Here is a 15,626-nt window from a genome sequence, read left to right on the forward strand (position 1 = left end):
TAATAGGAAAGGGACACCTTATTATAGGTGTCCTCACTGCTGTTTTACATGTCTTTTTATTCTAGCATAAAATCCAGAAGAAGTTAACCTTCTCGTTCAGTATGATTTTGTGTTGTTTCAGGTGCTGAAATCCTTGGTTTATTTGGATTCCCTTCCCCGTATTTGACATTTCTAACAGCAAAATAAATAAGTAAATGTCCAGCTCCAAGAATACATAATAGAACAGGTAAGCTTTTTTCTGGCTGAAAAAATGATACTGCACATAAAAAACTTAAAATCGAACAAATTCTTCCGCTGTTTAACCATAATTCTCGAACAACAATATACTCGACCCGCCATTCTTTCGCCTGCTTTGCTCTTCCGATTACATCGTATGTCATCGATCCGTACGGAACAAGTAAAATCGGATAAGCTATTGCAATACATGCTGCATAAATGAGTAATTTTACATATGTAACATGAAAAATAACTAAAAATACAACGACATACAAAATAATTCCACCAAGTAAAATCGCCTTTTTTCTCCACTCCTTTTTTAACATACGCGCAACCAAGTAATAGCATACAAATGAAACAGCGGAATTGACTAAACTATACTTTCCTAATGCAAATTCGCTCCCTGATGCCAAATAGACATATACAGAAATAACAAAAATAAACGTCCCTTCCCTTAATCCTTGAAAAAAGTGTGCGCGTGTAATCCTTCCCCAGTTTTTATCAACCTTACGTTCTTTCAAAACTTGAACAATTTCATAGCGCCCCTCACATTCTCTTTTCGATAAAAAGAAGCTTATGACAACAGCAATTGCAAATAAAGTTAATGAAAGAAAAAAGATAACTGTATAACCGCTCCATTTCTCCATACGTGAAATCGTATATCCTGCTGTTATTGGCCCAATCATTCCAGAAAAGGATGTTAAAAGACCAAGAAAACCGTTAAAAAAATCACGTGTTTCCGGTTCCGTAATCTCAAATGTCAACAGATTAAATGCAAGCCAATAAAAACCGTATCCAATTCCAAGAAGACCGCCAAGTAATAAAATGTAATGTGAAGCATGCGTTCCTGCGAGTAAAACAACAATAAAAAAAGCAGCTAATGTTCCCACACCGATTCGCAGTAAAATAGCACGATCTATCCGTTTTGCCAATTTTCCTGCAAAAAGAAATGTTAGTGGCTGCAATACAACGCTTGCTAAATTATACAAACCAAGGTTCACATAGTTTTGTGTTTGTTTCCATAAATAAATGTTAACAAACGTGTTGGATAAAGAAATTGCGAGCGTGTATAATCCCCCCATAACAAGTAACAATATTAAATCACGATTCACCTCGACATCGCCAATTACATGTTTCCACTTCATACATAACTCTCCTTTACTTCATGTTCTAGTCTTCCAAAGACGAGCACAATTATGTAAAAGAAAGCATACAAAAAAGCTAGGAGAATATTCCCCTAGCTTCTTCAATATCGCCTTACCTAAAACGGAACAAGCGATATTATTTAGCTTCTTGGTAACGTTTTTCAGCTGCGTTCCAGTCTACAACGTTCCAGAATGCACCGATGTAGTCAGGACGACGGTTTTGGTAATGTAAGTAATAAGCATGCTCCCAAACATCTAAACCGATAACTGGAGTTTTACCTTCTGTTAAAGGTGAATCTTGGTTTGGAGTGCTTGTTACTTCTAGCTCACCATTGTTTACTACTAACCAAGCCCAACCAGAACCGAAGCGAGTTGCACCAGCTTTTGCGAATTCTGTTTTGAATGCATCAAAGCTACCGAATTTCGCTTCAATTGCAGCTGCAAGTTCACCTACTGGTTGTCCACCACCATTTGAAGATAGAATTGTCCAGAAGAAAGTATGGTTCGCATGTCCGCCACCGTTATTGCGTACTGCAGTACGAATTGCTTCTGGTACTTCATTTAAGTTTGCAACTAATTCTTCAACACTTTTGTCAGCTAGTTCTGCATGACCTTCTAGCGCAGCGTTTAAATTTGTTACGTAAGTGTTGTGGTGTTTTGTATGATGGATGTTCATTGTTTCTTTATCAAAGTGAGGTTCTAAAGCATCATACGCATAAGGTAAATTTGGTAATTCATGTTTTGCCATTGTTACATTCCTCCCAGTTTATGTATTGCCAAAATGACTTGGCATACAACTTCATTTTACCCTAATTGCCATAGGGTGAAAACAAATTAAATCACATTGTCTTGCTATCATTAACGTAGCAAAATTCCCATTTCTTTTCAAATAAAATGCTCATATATTTCGTAAAAAAAGCTTCCTTCTACAAGGAAGCTTCTCGTCTACATGATGAACATTTGAAATGGATATGGACCCTGTAGGACTCGAACCTACGACCGGACGGTTATGAGCCGTCTGCTCTAACCAGCTGAGCTAAGGGTCCAGAATTATGTATATATCGGTGGCTGAAATTTAAATCACACCACCAAGTCTCCACAGAACTTTCATACAAGATAAAAACTGTATGATTGCATGGTTGAGTCACTGCGAGATATATCGGTTAAGAAATGTAAGATAAATTTACCATATAAAAAAGAAAAGTGTCAATTGTATTTTTACTTTTCTTAAAGTCAAACTTCCATCAGTAAACCTTTCCTCATTTCTCAATGATGGTGAGCTCTCGTCTATTTTACATTTACTGAAGTCTATCTTTTTTATTTTCAAATCTTAAAAAAACACCTTACTGCAAGCGAATAATTATATAAATCCATTTTGTTTTTTCGATATATAATAATCCCCCACTACGCAAAACAAAAAGTGACCTGCACTTGTTTTCTCTCTTTGTTTTACCATCGGACGGGGCAGGAAAAAGGATCTGACTGCTTCTATGCATAGCCAGTTGCCCTCTCCTACCTAAAAGAAAGGTTTTATGTCAGGGTTTCAATTTATATTGATATAGCAAAAAGTCCTTTATAGCTCTCACTTACTGGGGTATCAATCTTACTTCACACGATATAACTTGTGGTTCTCTAGATTCGTACGTTACAATGATTTTATGCATCAATCTATCATACATATAGCAAAGGAAGTGAATATATGTCCGTATTTACGCAGCTAGTAAAAAGTTTATATTCGCCAAAAGACATGGCACTTTTTCGTTTTCAAAAAATCGGAAAAACGATTCTGTATATCATGTTATTGTGTTTAATTGCAACAATCCCAAAAACCTTTACATTTGGGAATTTCACCCAAGATGTCGTTTCTACTGTACATCAATCAATTGAAAAAGATCTCCCAGATTTTAAAATTGAGAACGGCGAACTTCATGCCGACGTTAAAGAACCCATTATAAAAGAAGATGGGAACTTTGTTTTCGTATTTGACCCTAATGCAACGGATACGACTGCATATGCAAATAAACAAGGTGTATTCGTTTTAAAGGATAAAGTTGTATCTATTAATAACAATCAAACACAAAGTCAGTCTTATAGCGATTTTGGGAATGGTACATTTGAGAAAAAAGATATTAAAGATATCATATCAGCCATTGATAGCATTTATCCTATTCTCATGCTTGTTGTAGGAATAGTCATTTATTTGTTCCAATTATTCATTTCATTCCTAGGGGTAACAATTTTAGCCTTTATTGGTTCTGCAATGGGCGGTCAGCGGAAGTTATCTTACAAACAAGTTTGGACATTAACGGCTTACAGCTATACAATTCCAACAATTTTCTTTATGATTATGGATTTATTAAAAATAAATGTACCCTGGTCATTCCTTCTGTACACTGCAATCATTTTAATTGTTCTGTACTTAACCATTAAAGAAATACCAAAACCTAAAGAAAAACACGAACTATAAAAAATGCCATTTTGGCATTTTTTTTTTGGACAAGCATATATTTCCTAACAAAGGAGTGAGGAATATGAAAAGACTTGGTACACTCTTACTTGTGCTTGTTCTCGGTTACGTGTTTTATTACGATATAAAAATTGGTACTTTACCAATGTTAAGTTCATACAAAAAACCAACAGCTGCCCAAACTGTAAAAAAAGAAAATGTTGATACAAAATCCAAAAAAGAAACGGATGCACAATATAAAGCGATTGAAGTAAAAACAGGAGATACTGTTTTATCCATTACAGAAGCGATTAACAAGAAAAAAGTTCCTTCTATTGAAAAAGTAATCGATGATTTTAAACAATTAAATAAAAATACATCTTCTACAAAAATTCAAATTGGAAAATCTTACAAATTCCCATTATATCAATGAACCATCACTTAATCCTTGTCAATTACATAAAGGCGCTGATACAATAGTAAAAGTGAAACCGAGCATATAGGTTTCTATCGCTCCATATCACATATACTATATTTGATATGAGGCAACAAAATAAGAAACTTCTTTTATAAGGAGAGCGATCTATTCGTGAATGAAATGACTCATCGTACAAAAACACGTCCTGTTAAAGTCGGTAATTTAACAATTGGCGGTAATAATGAATTAATTATACAAAGTATGACAACAACAAAAACGCATGATGTAGAAGCTACAGTTGCTGAAATTAAACGTTTAGAAGAAGCGGGTTGTCAAATTGTCCGCGTTGCTGTTCCAGACGAACGCGCAGCAAATGCTATTGCTGATATTAAAAAACAAATTAACATCCCACTTGTTGCTGATATTCACTTTGATTATCGTCTTGCTTTAAAAGCAATTGAAGGCGGCATTGATAAAGTACGTATCAATCCAGGAAACATTGGGCGTCGCCATAAAGTAGAAGCTGTTGTAAATGCTGCAAAAGAACGCGGTATCCCAATTCGTATTGGTGTAAATGCTGGTTCATTAGAGCGCCATATTTTAGAAAAGTACGGCTATCCTACTGCAGATGGTATGGTTGAAAGCGCACTGCATCATATTAAAATTTTAGAGGACTTAGATTTCCACGATATCATCGTATCCATGAAAGCCTCTGATGTTAACTTAGCAATCGAAGCTTATGAGAAAGCAGCTCGTGCCTTTGATTATCCATTACATTTAGGCATTACAGAATCTGGAACACTATTTGCTGGAACGGTAAAAAGTGCTGCTGGTCTTGGAGCAATCTTAAGTAACGGTCTCGGAAATACACTTCGTATTTCATTAAGTGCTGATCCTGTTGAAGAAGTAAAAGTTGCTCGTGAACTTTTAAAATCATTCGGTCTTGCATCGAATGCTGCAACACTTATTTCTTGTCCAACTTGCGGTCGTATTGAAATTGACCTTATCAGTATTGCAAATGAAGTAGAAGAATATATCTCTACGCTGAAAGTACCAATCAAAGTTGCTGTACTTGGATGTGCTGTAAACGGACCTGGTGAAGCTCGTGAAGCTGATATCGGTATTGCCGGTGCACGTGGAGAAGGCTTATTATTCCGTAAAGGAAAAGTCGTTCGCAAAGTACCGGAAGAAACAATGGTAGAAGAACTCAAAAAAGAAATTGATGTAATTGCTGCTGAAATGGCTGCAAATCAAGAAAAAGAAAAACAAGAGCAATAATAAAAACGGCTGCCTGGATGTCACCAGCAGCCGTTTTATAACTACAAATAAAAGCTTGTCAGTCTTTACGCTGACAAGCTTTTACTTTGCACACTTCGGGCAACGCCCATATATTTCAAACTTATGCCCTGTTACTTCGTATCCTTTAAAATCTTTATTCATAAAATCCATTGGACAGGAAGTAATTTCTTTCGTACCACCACAATCCAAGCAAATGAAGTGATGATGATGTTCCATAATTGAACATGTAAAACGAAAATGCTTTTCTCCATTTAATTCTGTTTGCTCTAAAACACCAATTTCAGCAAATACCGTTAAATTACGATAGATTGTATCAAAACTTAGTCCTGGGTAATCATTCTTCATATGCTCTAAAACGTCTTTTGCGGTTAAATAACGATTATGAACCGCAAATAAACGTAACATTTCTTCCCTTTTTCCAGTGTGTTTATAGCCTTTTTCTTTCATAAGACGTAAAGCTTCAGTCAGATTCATAACTATCCCTACTTTATGCAGTTTTTTTCTTCTTCCATAAGATTGCACCGATTAAAATAAGAACCGCTAGCATAACAATTGTACCACCTGGAGCTAAATCAAGCTGATAAGAAGCAAACAGCCCACCTATCACGGAAATTTCACCAAATAAAATGGAAAAGAAAATTGTTTGTTTAAATCCTTTTGCGATGCGGATACTTGCGGCAACTGGTAACGTCATTAGGGATGATACGAGAAGAACCCCAACAACACGCATTGATACTGCAATGACAAGCGCAACTAAAATAATAAAAATAAAATGAATCCATTTAGCACGAAGACCTGTTGATACAGCATATTCCTCGTCAAATGATAATAAAAATAACTCTTTATATAATAAAATAATTGTTGCAATAACTACGATTGCTACAATACCAATAAGAATTAAATCCGTGCTTGTTACAGCACTCACGCTACCAAATAAGTAACTAAATAAATCCGTATTAAATCCATTCGCAAGTGAAATAAAAACAACTCCGAGTCCCATCCCTGCTGAAAGAATAATTGGAATTGCTAATTCTTGGTAATGTTTATATACAGTACGTAATTTTTCAATTAATAGTGCTCCGCCTATCGAAAAAATCATTCCCATATATAACGGATTTAAAAAACCACCTGTAAAAATCGTTTTTTCTAGTAACAAACTTGCGGCAATCCCTGATAATGTCACATGACTTAAAGCATCTGCAATCAGTGACATGCGACGAATGACAACAAATACACCGATTAACGGGGCAACAAGCCCTATTAAAATACCAGCGTATAAAGAATTGCGTAAAAAATCATATTGTAAAAAATCCTGTATCATTATATCCTCCCGTGATGCTCATGATCATGTTCTAAACGATGAACATGATGTCCATATAAAATCGACATTTCTGCATCTTCTAACTCTCGGAATTTCTCAACATTTCCATGGAAATGCAAATGCTGATTTAAACATGCAACATGCGTCACCTTCTCTGTTACAGCTCCCATATCGTGTGTAACCAGAATCAATGTGATACCTAGTTTTTTATTTAAATCTTCTAGTATCTCATAAAAGCTCTCTACACTCTTTACATCAATCCCCACTGTAGGCTCGTCCAAAATCAGTAATTCTGGATTACTTACAAGCGCGCGTGCAATAAACACACGTTGCTGTTGTCCACCGGAAAGCTCTCCGATGTTACGATTTTGAAATTCACTCATTCCTACATCTGCGATTGCCTTTGTAACCTTTTCTTTATCTTCTTTCTTCAAGAAACGAAATAGGCCTTTTTTTGAAACAAGCCCCATTGAAACAACTTCAAAGACAGTTGCTGGAAAACCAGAGTTAAAGCTGTTAGCCTTTTGTGAAACATAGCCAAGTTTATTCCACTCTTTAAACTTCTTGCTATCAATACCAAATAACCGAATACTCCCTTTCTTCGGCTTCAAAACACCTAATATACACTTTAATAGGGTCGATTTACCAGATCCATTCGGTCCAACCAAACCTAAAAAAGCTCCCTTAGGAACTTGCAAATTAATATCTTCTAACACATTTCGATCTTCATACCGAAATGTCAGTCCTTCTATTTCCAACATATTCTTCATAGCATCTCACCTATTTTAATTCAGAATGATTCCGATTTACCTCTATTTGAATTATAGTATAACTTATTATAGTTGTAAACCAATCTGCCCAAAAATATATTCTTTATTTCGGACAACCTTATTATTATAACAAAAAAGCAGAGAAAATCTCTCTGCTTTTTTTTAAGGATATTCAAAAATTACGGCAAAGATTACTTTTACATTTCCTCATACTTTGGAACTGATTGGCCTTCTTTATCTTCTTTTTTTGAACATGTACTTTTAATGAATAGCGGATTTAAATTTACCACCATTTGTCTCTTGCGTACTCATAATTGTAATAAAGGCATTTTCATCAATTTCATGAACAATTGATTTTAATTTTGTTACCTCAAGACGTGTAACAACTGCATAAATTACTTCTTTCTCTTTATCTGTATAACCACCTTTAGCAACGAGTTTCGTTGTTCCACGACCAAGGCGGTGTAAGATGGCATTTGATACTTCTTCATACTGATCTGATACAATCAGTACTGCTTTTGTCTCATCCAACCCTTGAATAACCGTATCAATTGTTTTAAATGCGATATAGTATGTCATAACAGAATACATCGCCTGTTCGACACCAAACACAAATGCTGCCCAAGCAAAAACAAATAAGTTCACAAACATAACAAATTCACCAACAGAAAACGGTAATTTTTTCGTTAATAAAATTCCCATAATTTCCGTTCCATCTAATGAACCACCATGCCTAATAACAATCCCTACACCAATCCCTAAAATAAGACCACCAAAAACGGTTGCCAAAATCGGTTCCGTCGTAAAAGGCTTGAAAGAATGTAATGTTGACTCAATAAATGCTAAAGCGACGATTGCAAAAGCAGAAGATAGCATAAAAGTTTTCCCGATTTGTTTATACCCAGAATACATAAACGGTAAATTGAGGATGACAACTAAAGTAGAGAAACTTAACCACCAAATGTTTGGAGTAAGATAATCTAGTATGAGGGAAATACCGATAATACCACCGTCAATAATTTTATTTGGCATTAAAAACAGTTCAATAGCTACTGCCGCACACGTTGCACCAAAGACAATCATAACTAAACGATACAATAGGTGAATAATACTTTCTTTTCTATGTTGCTTTTTTTCCATAAACCCTCCTTATATACTTTTTATATAGTTTTGTTCTTTTATTATAACATAGTCTTCTTTTACTTATAGAAAAAAGCATCTACTATGCGAATATATACAAGCATCCCGTACATATATTTCGATATAAGAACAACTGAAGGAGGACTACATCATGAACCTCATCAAGCACATTGTAAACAAAAAATTAAATCATATGACAACAAAAGAATTATTGAAATATAGTAAAGAATATGAAGTTCCCATCACAACTGAACAGGCTGAGCAAATTGTCCCTTTAATAAAAGGGAAAAACATCAACATTTATGATACAGGAGAAAGACTAGAACTTTTAAAAAAGATTGCAAAAGTCACTTCCCCATCTACCGCTCAACAAATAAATACGCTATTTCAGAAACTATTAAAATAAGGAGGTGGAAATCCCCCTCCTTATTGTTCTTTAATCTTCTCAAGAAGACCTTCATCAAATGAGCCACTCTTCAACATTTCAATTTCAAACTTATATGGTGGTTTTTTATCTTTCTTATCCTCACCTACATACGGTGTTTCAAGAATTTTTGGTACATGCTGTAATTGCGGATGGTGTACGATGTGGTGTAACGCTTTATAACCAATATGACCGAAACCAATATTTTCATGACGGTCTTTTCCAGCTCCGCGTATATTTTTACTATCGTTAATATGCAATACTTGCAAACGATCAATCCCAACAATTTTATCAAATTCATTTAATACACCGTCAAAGTCATTCACAATGTCATAACCTGCATCATGCGTGTGACACGTATCGAAACATACAGATAACTTTTCGTTATATTTTACACCATCAATAATTTTTGCAATTTCGTCAAAGCTGCGTCCGCACTCTGTTCCTTTTCCAGCCATCGTCTCTAGTGCAATATTCACTGTCTGTTCTGGCGTCAATACCTCATTTAGGCCTTTAATGATTTGCTGAATACCAGCTTCAGCTCCCGCGCCAACATGAGCTCCTGGATGAAGTACAATTTGCTTCGCTACACCTAACGCTGACGTTCTTTCAATTTCCATGCGCAGGAAATCAACACCTAATTGAAACGTTTCCGGTTTTGTCGTATTACCAACATTAATAATATAAGGTGCATGGACAATAATTTCTTCAATACCATTGAGCTCCATATGTTTACGCCCTGCTTCTATATTTAACTCTTCAATTGGTTTTCTTCTCGTATTTTGCGGTGCACCTGTATAGATCATAAAGGTTGTCGCACCGTATGAAGCAGCCTCTTCACTTGCTGCTAATAACATTTTCTTACCACTCATAGAAACATGAGATCCAATCTTTAACATATAATCACCTCTTCAATATACAATAGCTATAATGATAGCATAATTTGTAGAAATATGTAGTGAATTGTTTGTTCACAAAACAATAAACATACTGCTAAAACAGATTCACAAGTTACGCCCCCTGCTTCTAAAACATGGAACTCTTCTTAGCATATCAAGATTAGTAGCGTTTTTCTTAATTCCTGCTGGTTATTAGTCCTCACCTAACGCCTTTATTTTTGCTACAGGAAAGATTCACATTCGCAAATAAAAGGATAAAAAAAGATAAGGGATCGCCCCTTATCTTTTTTTATTACTGTATTTATTCTTCACTTTTGCACGTTCTGTTGCCAGTTTTCTCTTATAATTAGGTTTTACTTTTTTCGGCTTCTTAACAACTTTCGTTGCCATAATATCAAGTTCATCATTTGGCTTTTTACGACTTTTACGACGACGGCGGTCACCTAAATCAGCCCATTCATCTCCACGTAAGTCTACATGGTTAAATATGATATTACGTTGTTTTTCTAAGCTATCTAACGCTTCTTCATTTGCTGGATCATAAATCGTCACTGCAATTCCTGAATATCCAGCACGAGCTGTTCTTCCTACGCGGTGAACAAAGAAATCTAAATCAGATGGAAGTTCATAGTTAATAACATGGCTAATCCCTTCAATATCAATACCACGTGCGGCTAAATCTGTAGCGACAATGTATTGAAACTCTAAGTCACGAACTTGTTTCATCATTTTTTTACGATCACGTGGTGATAAATCACCATGAATTCTTCCTACTTTTAATCCACGCTCTGCTAATCCGTCCGCAACTTCATCCGCTTTTTTCTTTGTATTTGTAAAAACGATTGCTAAATACGGCTTAAATTGAAGTAACATATTTTTCACTAATTCAATTTTATTACGATGCCTAGAAGGAACTAAATAATGCTCAATATTCCCTGCTGCAACTTGTTTTGGATTAATATGAATATGCTCTGGATTCTCCATATACTTCTTCATAAACGGTTTTAATTTTTGAGGAATCGTTGCAGAGAAAACAAGCATTTGCAAGTTTTTAGGCATACGCGCTGCAATTTTATCTACATCTTGAATGAATCCCATATCAAGCATCAAGTCTGCTTCATCAACAATAATCGTAGTAGCTTTATGAACGAATAGCGCTTTTTCTTCTACTAGATCTTTAATACGCCCGGGTGTCCCAATAACAACATGAGGTTGTTTTTTCAATTTTTCAATGGATCTTTGCTTATCTGTTCCTCCGATTAAGCAGCGTGCTGTAATCATTTGATCTTCTTCACAAAACTTTGTTAACTTTACAATCTCTTGATAAATTTGTTGTGCTAACTCACGAGTAGGCGCTGTAATGACAAGTTGGACCTCGTCTCGTTTCGCATCAATTCGGTTTAATGTTGGAAGTAAATATGCGTGTGTTTTACCAGAACCCGTTTGGGACTGTCCAATTACACTCACACCTTTTTTCACAACAGGAAAAATTTTCTTTTGAATTTCTGTCGGCTCTGAAAAGCGTAGTTCACGAACTGCATCTATTAAAAACGGTTGAAAATTATATTGTGTAAATGTTTGTAGTGTCATAAGTTACACCTTCTTTCTAAAATTTCTACTGCGCGCACAAATCAGTCAAGTCTACATTATATCGAACTCTAATAGTAAAATCCATCTTTAGTTTAGGTTTTCACTCCAAAAACTAACCTTCTTTCTTTTCATTGCATATTGTATGTGTATATACCTAACTGAAGAAAGGAGGAGTTCTCTTATGTATCCGAACTCTCCTATGGGACAAATGTATACAGGACAGCAACCGTACACCCCGTATCCTATACCTAATTTACCTCCTATGATGCAAAAAAAGAAAGGATTTCTCTCGAAGCTATTCAAAAAACACGATCCGACTCAGCCCTTTATGCAAATGGTTCCTCCCTATCGACAAATGGAGGGGCAACCGATGATGCATCAACATCAGCAGCCCTATATGCAGCAGTCACAACAAATGATGCCACCTCAAATGAACAATCCGAATGAAATCCGTAGCTCAGCACCGATTATACCTAGCGGTGGCGGTGGCATTGGCAGCTTTTTTTCCAACTTAATCTCCAATCCAACAGGTATGTTAAATAACATTGAAAAAGTTGCTCAAGTCGCTCAATCTGTTGGACCTGTCGTCGAGCAGTATGGACCCATTGTGCGTAGCATACCAAGCATCGTAAAAATTCTCACTTCTGGAAAAGGTGCTGCTGAAGAATCAGCAGAAGAGGTGGAAGTAATTACTACACCTCCACCACCTTCAAAAAAGAAAAAAAAGAAGAAAATAATTTTAGAACCAGTTATTGAAAGAGCCTTACCGAAAGAGGAGAATATCCCGCGTATGGCACCAAAACCGAAACTATATGTCTAACAATCCTTTGTTTTCTGTCCGCTCCTCCTTTATAATGGAAAAGACTATGTACAAAAAGGATTCCTTGTTTAGAAGGAGAGGATTACTCACATGAAAATTGTTAAAATTTCCCCTCGTGGTTATTGCTACGGTGTTGTTGATGCGATGGTCATTGCACGCAATGCTGCACTAGATAAAACATTACCGAGACCGATTTATATTTTAGGTATGATTGTTCACAATAAACATGTAACCGACGCTTTCGAAGAAGATGGCATTATTACATTAGATGGTCCAAGTCGATTAGAGATTTTAGACAAAATTGATTCTGGTACTGTTATTTTCACAGCACACGGTGTTTCTCCAGAAGTTAAACAACGTGCAAAAGAAAAAGGGTTAACGACAATCGATGCAACATGTCCAGATGTTACGAAAACACACGACCTTATCGAAACAAAAAAATCGGAAGGATACCATGTGATTTACATTGGTAAAAAGGGACATCCAGAACCAGAAGGTGCCGTTGGTATTGCACCTGACATCGTTCATCTTATTGAAAAGGCAAATGATTTGGAGACACTAGAAATCCCAACAGAGAAAATTTTAGTAACAAATCAAACAACAATGAGTCAATGGGACGTTCAGCACCTGATGGAAGACATTCAGAAAAAATTCCCAACAGCTGAATTTCACAAAGAAATTTGTTTAGCAACACAAGTACGTCAAGAAGCAGTTGCTAAGCAAGCAGATGTGGCTGATTTAACGATTGTTGTCGGTGATCCAAAAAGTAATAACTCAAACCGTTTAGCCCAAGTATCACAAGAGATTGCTGGTACAAAAGCATACCGCGTTGCAGATGTAAGCGAAATTCAATTAGAGTGGCTGCAAGGGATCGAAAATGTCGCTGTTACCGCAGGGGCCTCTACACCAACGCCAATTACAAAAGAAGTAATCGCCTTTTTAGAACAGTACGACCCAATGAACCCAGCAACTTGGGAACGTAAACGAAACGTACCACTTCAAAAAATCTTGCCACGTGTTAAAGTAAAAAAACAACAATAAAAAAAATCCGTTGCTAACTCACTAGCAGCGGATTTTTTTATTCAATATAAATCTATTTTGATTTTTTCACATATAAGTCGCTGCTACGGAGAACAAAAAAATTACCTATATTCTTTTTTCTCTTTGTTTTCACTTGGCATGGGGCAAAAAAAGGCTCTGACCACTTCTATGCATAGCCGGATGCTCTCTTCCATCTAAAAAGAAAGATTTTATAATTTTTCTTTTTAGAGCTTATACAAAAGTAAACGGATCTGTATGTAACTGAGAAGCATGAATTTGCACAGCAAATTTTTTCTCATCTACTTTTTGCTGTAATTGCTTTTGCACACCTTGTTTCATTACTTTTTCAACATTATGTCCTGGATCCACAATATTTAATCCGAGCATCATCGCATCATGTGCAACATGATAATACATATCGCCCGTCACATACACATCTGCCCCTTTAAATTTCGCTTGCGTAATATATTTATTCCCATCACCGCCAAGCACTGCTACTTTCCGCACTTTATCGTCTAAATTCCCAACAACTCGCGCACCTTTTACATCTAATGCCGATTTCACATGTTCAGCAAACTGGCCTAATGTCATTTCTTCTTGCAAATATCCAATTTTACCAAGTCCTAACGTTTCTCCCTTATTATCAAGGGGGTATACATCGTAGGCAACTTCTTCATATGGATGTGCTGTTAACATTGCTTTTACTACTTTTCGCTCTAGTGGGGCTGGGATAATCGTTTCAATCTTTACCTCTTCTACACGCTCTAACTGCCCAGTTTCGCCTATATAAGGGTTTGTCCCCTCCCCAGGCATAAATGTACCTATTCCTTCACTATTAAACGTACAATGGCTATAGTTGCCGATATAACCAGCACCAGCATCCCCAAGAGCTTTGCGAACTTCTTCAGCATGCGTTGCAGGCACACATACAACAATCTTTTTCATTTCTTCCGAGTATGTCGGAACAAGCACTTCTGTATTTTGTAATCCCAGCGCCTCAGCAAGCAAGTCGTTCACTCCGCCTTTTGCTACATCGACATTTGTATGCGCTGCATAAACAGCGATATCGTTTTTGATACACGTTTCAATAATTCGACCATACGCCTTATCTGTATGGATTGCTTTTAGCGGATTAAAAATAAGCGGGTGATGAGCAATAATTACATTCGCACCTATTTGAATCGCTTCTTCTACAACCGCTTCTGTAACATCTAGTGCAATCAATACATGCTGGACTGGCTTATTGAGTGCACCAATCTGCAAACCAATTTTATCGCCTTCCATCGCTAAATGCTTCGGATACATGCTTTCAAATAAAGAAATCACTTCATGCCCATTTGGAATTTTACTCATGATAAAACCTCCTCTATCATTTTCATTTTCTCGACTACTTCAATTCGTTTTGCCTTTGTATCTTCTGATTCTGTCGCACGCTCTATTTGCTTCAGGATATTTTGAAAGTTTTTCAGTTCATTTTCCCATTTCTCTACAAACGCATCACTTTTTTCCTTCATCAAAAATGGTCCAATAAATAACTCTGCTTGTTTGTTTTCATGATAAGGAGTTAGCGGTTCTCCTTTTTCCCCAACTAAAATCTCATAAATCTTTCCGTCTTCTTTTATAATTTTTTCATGAATAAGCTCCCAACCATTTTCAATAAACCATTCACGAATATGATGTGCAGCAATATTAGGCTGTAAAATTAAACGTATTACACCATTTAGCTTTTCTTTTCCATTCTCTAAAATATCACGAATTAGCGCTCCACCCATACCAGCAATTGTAATAACATCGACTTCTCCTGGTGTAATAACAGCTAAGCCATTTCCTTTACGAACATCTACCTTTTCTTGTAGGCCACTCTCAGCTACTGTAGCCTGTGCAGAACGGAATGGCCCATCTACCACTTCTCCCGCTACTGCCTTTATAGCAATATTATTTATGATTGTATAGCACGGTAAATACGCATGGTCGGAACCAATATCTGCAACTGTAGATCCTACTGGAATCTCCCGCACTACTTCTTCTAATCTTTTTGAAAGCTTCACTTCATTCATTTATTTCCATTACTCCTTCTCTTGTCAGTCTGTCTCCATG

Annotated in this window: 16 protein-coding genes and 1 tRNA gene; 6 read left to right on the top strand and 11 right to left on the bottom strand. The window is 36.3% G+C overall.

Annotated features, from left to right (window positions below; translation table 11 throughout):
- Positions 1-83: 83 nt before the first annotated feature.
- The 3 genes from ORL93_RS08180 to ORL93_RS08190 form a co-directional block, all read right to left on the bottom strand.
- Positions 84-1,361: an MFS transporter gene (locus tag ORL93_RS08180; protein WP_097794425.1), complete on the bottom strand. Its 1,278-nt coding sequence runs from the start codon at positions 1,359-1,361 to the stop codon at positions 84-86.
- Between the two features lie 136 nt (positions 1,362-1,497).
- Positions 1,498-2,109 carry a superoxide dismutase [Mn] gene (gene sodA, locus ORL93_RS08185; protein ID WP_003200350.1) on the bottom strand — a complete coding sequence of 204 codons (612 nt, stop codon included), beginning with the start codon at positions 2,107-2,109 and terminating at the stop codon, positions 1,498-1,500.
- 224 nt (positions 2,110-2,333) lie between these two features.
- Positions 2,334-2,407: transfer RNA gene (locus ORL93_RS08190), tRNA-Ile, on the bottom strand.
- A 653-nt stretch (positions 2,408-3,060) separates the two neighbouring features.
- Here ORL93_RS08190 and ORL93_RS08195 point away from each other — a divergent pair.
- The 3 genes from ORL93_RS08195 to ispG all read left to right on the top strand — a co-directional run bounded on the left by ORL93_RS08195 (position 3,061) and on the right by ispG (position 5,503).
- The gene (locus tag ORL93_RS08195; protein WP_003200348.1) at positions 3,061-3,828 is read left to right on the top strand and encodes a DUF1189 domain-containing protein; all 768 of its coding nucleotides are present in this window, start codon (positions 3,061-3,063) and stop codon (positions 3,826-3,828) included.
- Between the two features lie 64 nt (positions 3,829-3,892).
- Positions 3,893-4,240 carry a hypothetical protein gene (locus ORL93_RS08200; protein ID WP_003200346.1) on the top strand — a complete coding sequence of 116 codons (348 nt, stop codon included), beginning with the start codon at positions 3,893-3,895 and terminating at the stop codon, positions 4,238-4,240.
- A gap of 165 nt (positions 4,241-4,405) precedes the next feature.
- Positions 4,406-5,503, top strand: coding sequence for a flavodoxin-dependent (E)-4-hydroxy-3-methylbut-2-enyl-diphosphate synthase (gene ispG, locus ORL93_RS08205; RefSeq protein ID WP_176524564.1), 1,098 nt, complete (start codon positions 4,406-4,408; stop codon positions 5,501-5,503).
- Positions 5,504-5,584: 81 nt separating this feature from the next.
- Here the strand turns inward: ispG and ORL93_RS08210 are convergent, their stop codons facing one another.
- From ORL93_RS08210 to ORL93_RS08225, 4 genes are all read right to left on the bottom strand, one after another.
- The gene (locus tag ORL93_RS08210) at positions 5,585-5,998 is read right to left on the bottom strand and encodes a Fur family transcriptional regulator (RefSeq protein WP_003200343.1); all 414 of its coding nucleotides are present in this window, start codon (positions 5,996-5,998) and stop codon (positions 5,585-5,587) included.
- A 13-nt stretch (positions 5,999-6,011) separates the two neighbouring features.
- Positions 6,012-6,845 carry a metal ABC transporter permease gene (locus ORL93_RS08215; RefSeq protein ID WP_003200340.1) on the bottom strand — a complete coding sequence of 278 codons (834 nt, stop codon included), beginning with the start codon at positions 6,843-6,845 and terminating at the stop codon, positions 6,012-6,014.
- Positions 6,845-7,615, bottom strand: a complete 771-nt coding sequence (locus ORL93_RS08220; RefSeq protein WP_018782557.1) for a metal ABC transporter ATP-binding protein — start codon at positions 7,613-7,615, stop codon at positions 6,845-6,847. Before ORL93_RS08220 ends, ORL93_RS08215 begins: the two co-directional genes overlap by 1 nt.
- A 261-nt stretch (positions 7,616-7,876) precedes the next feature.
- The gene (locus ORL93_RS08225) at positions 7,877-8,755 is read right to left on the bottom strand and encodes a YitT family protein (protein WP_003200334.1); all 879 of its coding nucleotides are present in this window, start codon (positions 8,753-8,755) and stop codon (positions 7,877-7,879) included.
- A 151-nt stretch (positions 8,756-8,906) separates the two neighbouring features.
- On the opposite strand from ORL93_RS08225, the gene ORL93_RS08230 reads away from it, so the two are divergent.
- Complete coding sequence (locus ORL93_RS08230; protein WP_003200331.1) at positions 8,907-9,161, top strand: DUF2624 domain-containing protein; 255 nt, start codon at positions 8,907-8,909, stop codon at positions 9,159-9,161.
- 20 nt (positions 9,162-9,181) lie between these two features.
- Here ORL93_RS08230 and ORL93_RS08235 read toward each other — a convergent pair whose 3' ends face one another.
- Both ORL93_RS08235 and ORL93_RS08240 read right to left on the bottom strand, forming a co-directional pair.
- Positions 9,182-10,078, bottom strand: coding sequence for a deoxyribonuclease IV (locus ORL93_RS08235; RefSeq protein ID WP_003208520.1), 897 nt, complete (start codon positions 10,076-10,078; stop codon positions 9,182-9,184).
- A gap of 279 nt (positions 10,079-10,357) precedes the next feature.
- Complete coding sequence (locus tag ORL93_RS08240) at positions 10,358-11,668, bottom strand: DEAD/DEAH box helicase (protein ID WP_018782556.1); 1,311 nt, start codon at positions 11,666-11,668, stop codon at positions 10,358-10,360.
- A 181-nt stretch (positions 11,669-11,849) separates the two neighbouring features.
- Here ORL93_RS08240 and vrrA point away from each other — a divergent pair, with 181 nt between their 5' ends.
- Together vrrA and ORL93_RS08250 are read left to right on the top strand one after the other, a co-directional pair.
- Positions 11,850-12,488: a VrrA/YqfQ family protein gene (gene vrrA, locus ORL93_RS08245; RefSeq protein WP_018782555.1), complete on the top strand. Its 639-nt coding sequence runs from the start codon at positions 11,850-11,852 to the stop codon at positions 12,486-12,488.
- A gap of 90 nt (positions 12,489-12,578) precedes the next feature.
- The gene (locus ORL93_RS08250) at positions 12,579-13,529 is read left to right on the top strand and encodes a 4-hydroxy-3-methylbut-2-enyl diphosphate reductase (protein ID WP_003200678.1); all 951 of its coding nucleotides are present in this window, start codon (positions 12,579-12,581) and stop codon (positions 13,527-13,529) included.
- 231 nt (positions 13,530-13,760) lie between these two features.
- On the opposite strand, the gene ORL93_RS08255 is transcribed toward ORL93_RS08250, so the two are convergent.
- Positions 13,761-14,882 (bottom strand): Nif3-like dinuclear metal center hexameric protein, encoded by a 1,122-nt coding sequence (locus ORL93_RS08255; RefSeq protein ID WP_033796422.1) that lies wholly within the window; start codon positions 14,880-14,882, stop codon positions 13,761-13,763.
- A complete protein-coding gene (locus ORL93_RS08260; protein ID WP_097794429.1) occupies positions 14,879-15,586 on the bottom strand; it encodes a tRNA (adenine(22)-N(1))-methyltransferase in 708 nt (235 codons plus the stop codon). The genes ORL93_RS08255 and ORL93_RS08260 overlap by 4 nt, the downstream gene beginning before the upstream one ends.
- Between the last annotated feature and the right edge of the window lie 40 nt (positions 15,587-15,626).

It is taken from the genome of Bacillus sp. DHT2, from assembly GCF_026241455.1.
In the GTDB taxonomy this organism is placed as follows: domain Bacteria; phylum Bacillota; class Bacilli; order Bacillales; family Bacillaceae_G; genus Bacillus_A; species Bacillus_A pseudomycoides.

Coding starts and splice junctions, on each gene's coding strand:
- ORL93_RS08180 (WP_097794425.1), bottom strand. CDS start 1,361: ATGAAGTGGAAACATGTAATTGGCGATGTCGAGGTGAATCGTGATTTA.
- sodA (WP_003200350.1), bottom strand. CDS start 2,109: ATGGCAAAACATGAATTACCAAATTTACCTTATGCGTATGATGCTTTA.
- ORL93_RS08195 (WP_003200348.1), top strand. CDS start 3,061: ATGTCCGTATTTACGCAGCTAGTAAAAAGTTTATATTCGCCAAAAGAC.
- ORL93_RS08200 (WP_003200346.1), top strand. CDS start 3,893: ATGAAAAGACTTGGTACACTCTTACTTGTGCTTGTTCTCGGTTACGTG.
- ispG (WP_176524564.1), top strand. CDS start 4,406: ATGACTCATCGTACAAAAACACGTCCTGTTAAAGTCGGTAATTTAACA.
- ORL93_RS08210 (WP_003200343.1), bottom strand. CDS start 5,998: ATGAATCTGACTGAAGCTTTACGTCTTATGAAAGAAAAAGGCTATAAA.
- ORL93_RS08215 (WP_003200340.1), bottom strand. CDS start 6,845: ATGATACAGGATTTTTTACAATATGATTTTTTACGCAATTCTTTATAC.
- ORL93_RS08220 (WP_018782557.1), bottom strand. CDS start 7,615: ATGAAGAATATGTTGGAAATAGAAGGACTGACATTTCGGTATGAAGAT.
- ORL93_RS08225 (WP_003200334.1), bottom strand. CDS start 8,755: ATGGAAAAAAAGCAACATAGAAAAGAAAGTATTATTCACCTATTGTAT.
- ORL93_RS08230 (WP_003200331.1), top strand. CDS start 8,907: ATGAACCTCATCAAGCACATTGTAAACAAAAAATTAAATCATATGACA.
- ORL93_RS08235 (WP_003208520.1), bottom strand. CDS start 10,078: ATGTTAAAGATTGGATCTCATGTTTCTATGAGTGGTAAGAAAATGTTA.
- ORL93_RS08240 (WP_018782556.1), bottom strand. CDS start 11,668: ATGACACTACAAACATTTACACAATATAATTTTCAACCGTTTTTAATA.
- vrrA (WP_018782555.1), top strand. CDS start 11,850: ATGTATCCGAACTCTCCTATGGGACAAATGTATACAGGACAGCAACCG.
- ORL93_RS08250 (WP_003200678.1), top strand. CDS start 12,579: ATGAAAATTGTTAAAATTTCCCCTCGTGGTTATTGCTACGGTGTTGTT.
- ORL93_RS08255 (WP_033796422.1), bottom strand. CDS start 14,882: ATGAGTAAAATTCCAAATGGGCATGAAGTGATTTCTTTATTTGAAAGC.
- ORL93_RS08260 (WP_097794429.1), bottom strand. CDS start 15,586: ATGAATGAAGTGAAGCTTTCAAAAAGATTAGAAGAAGTAGTGCGGGAG.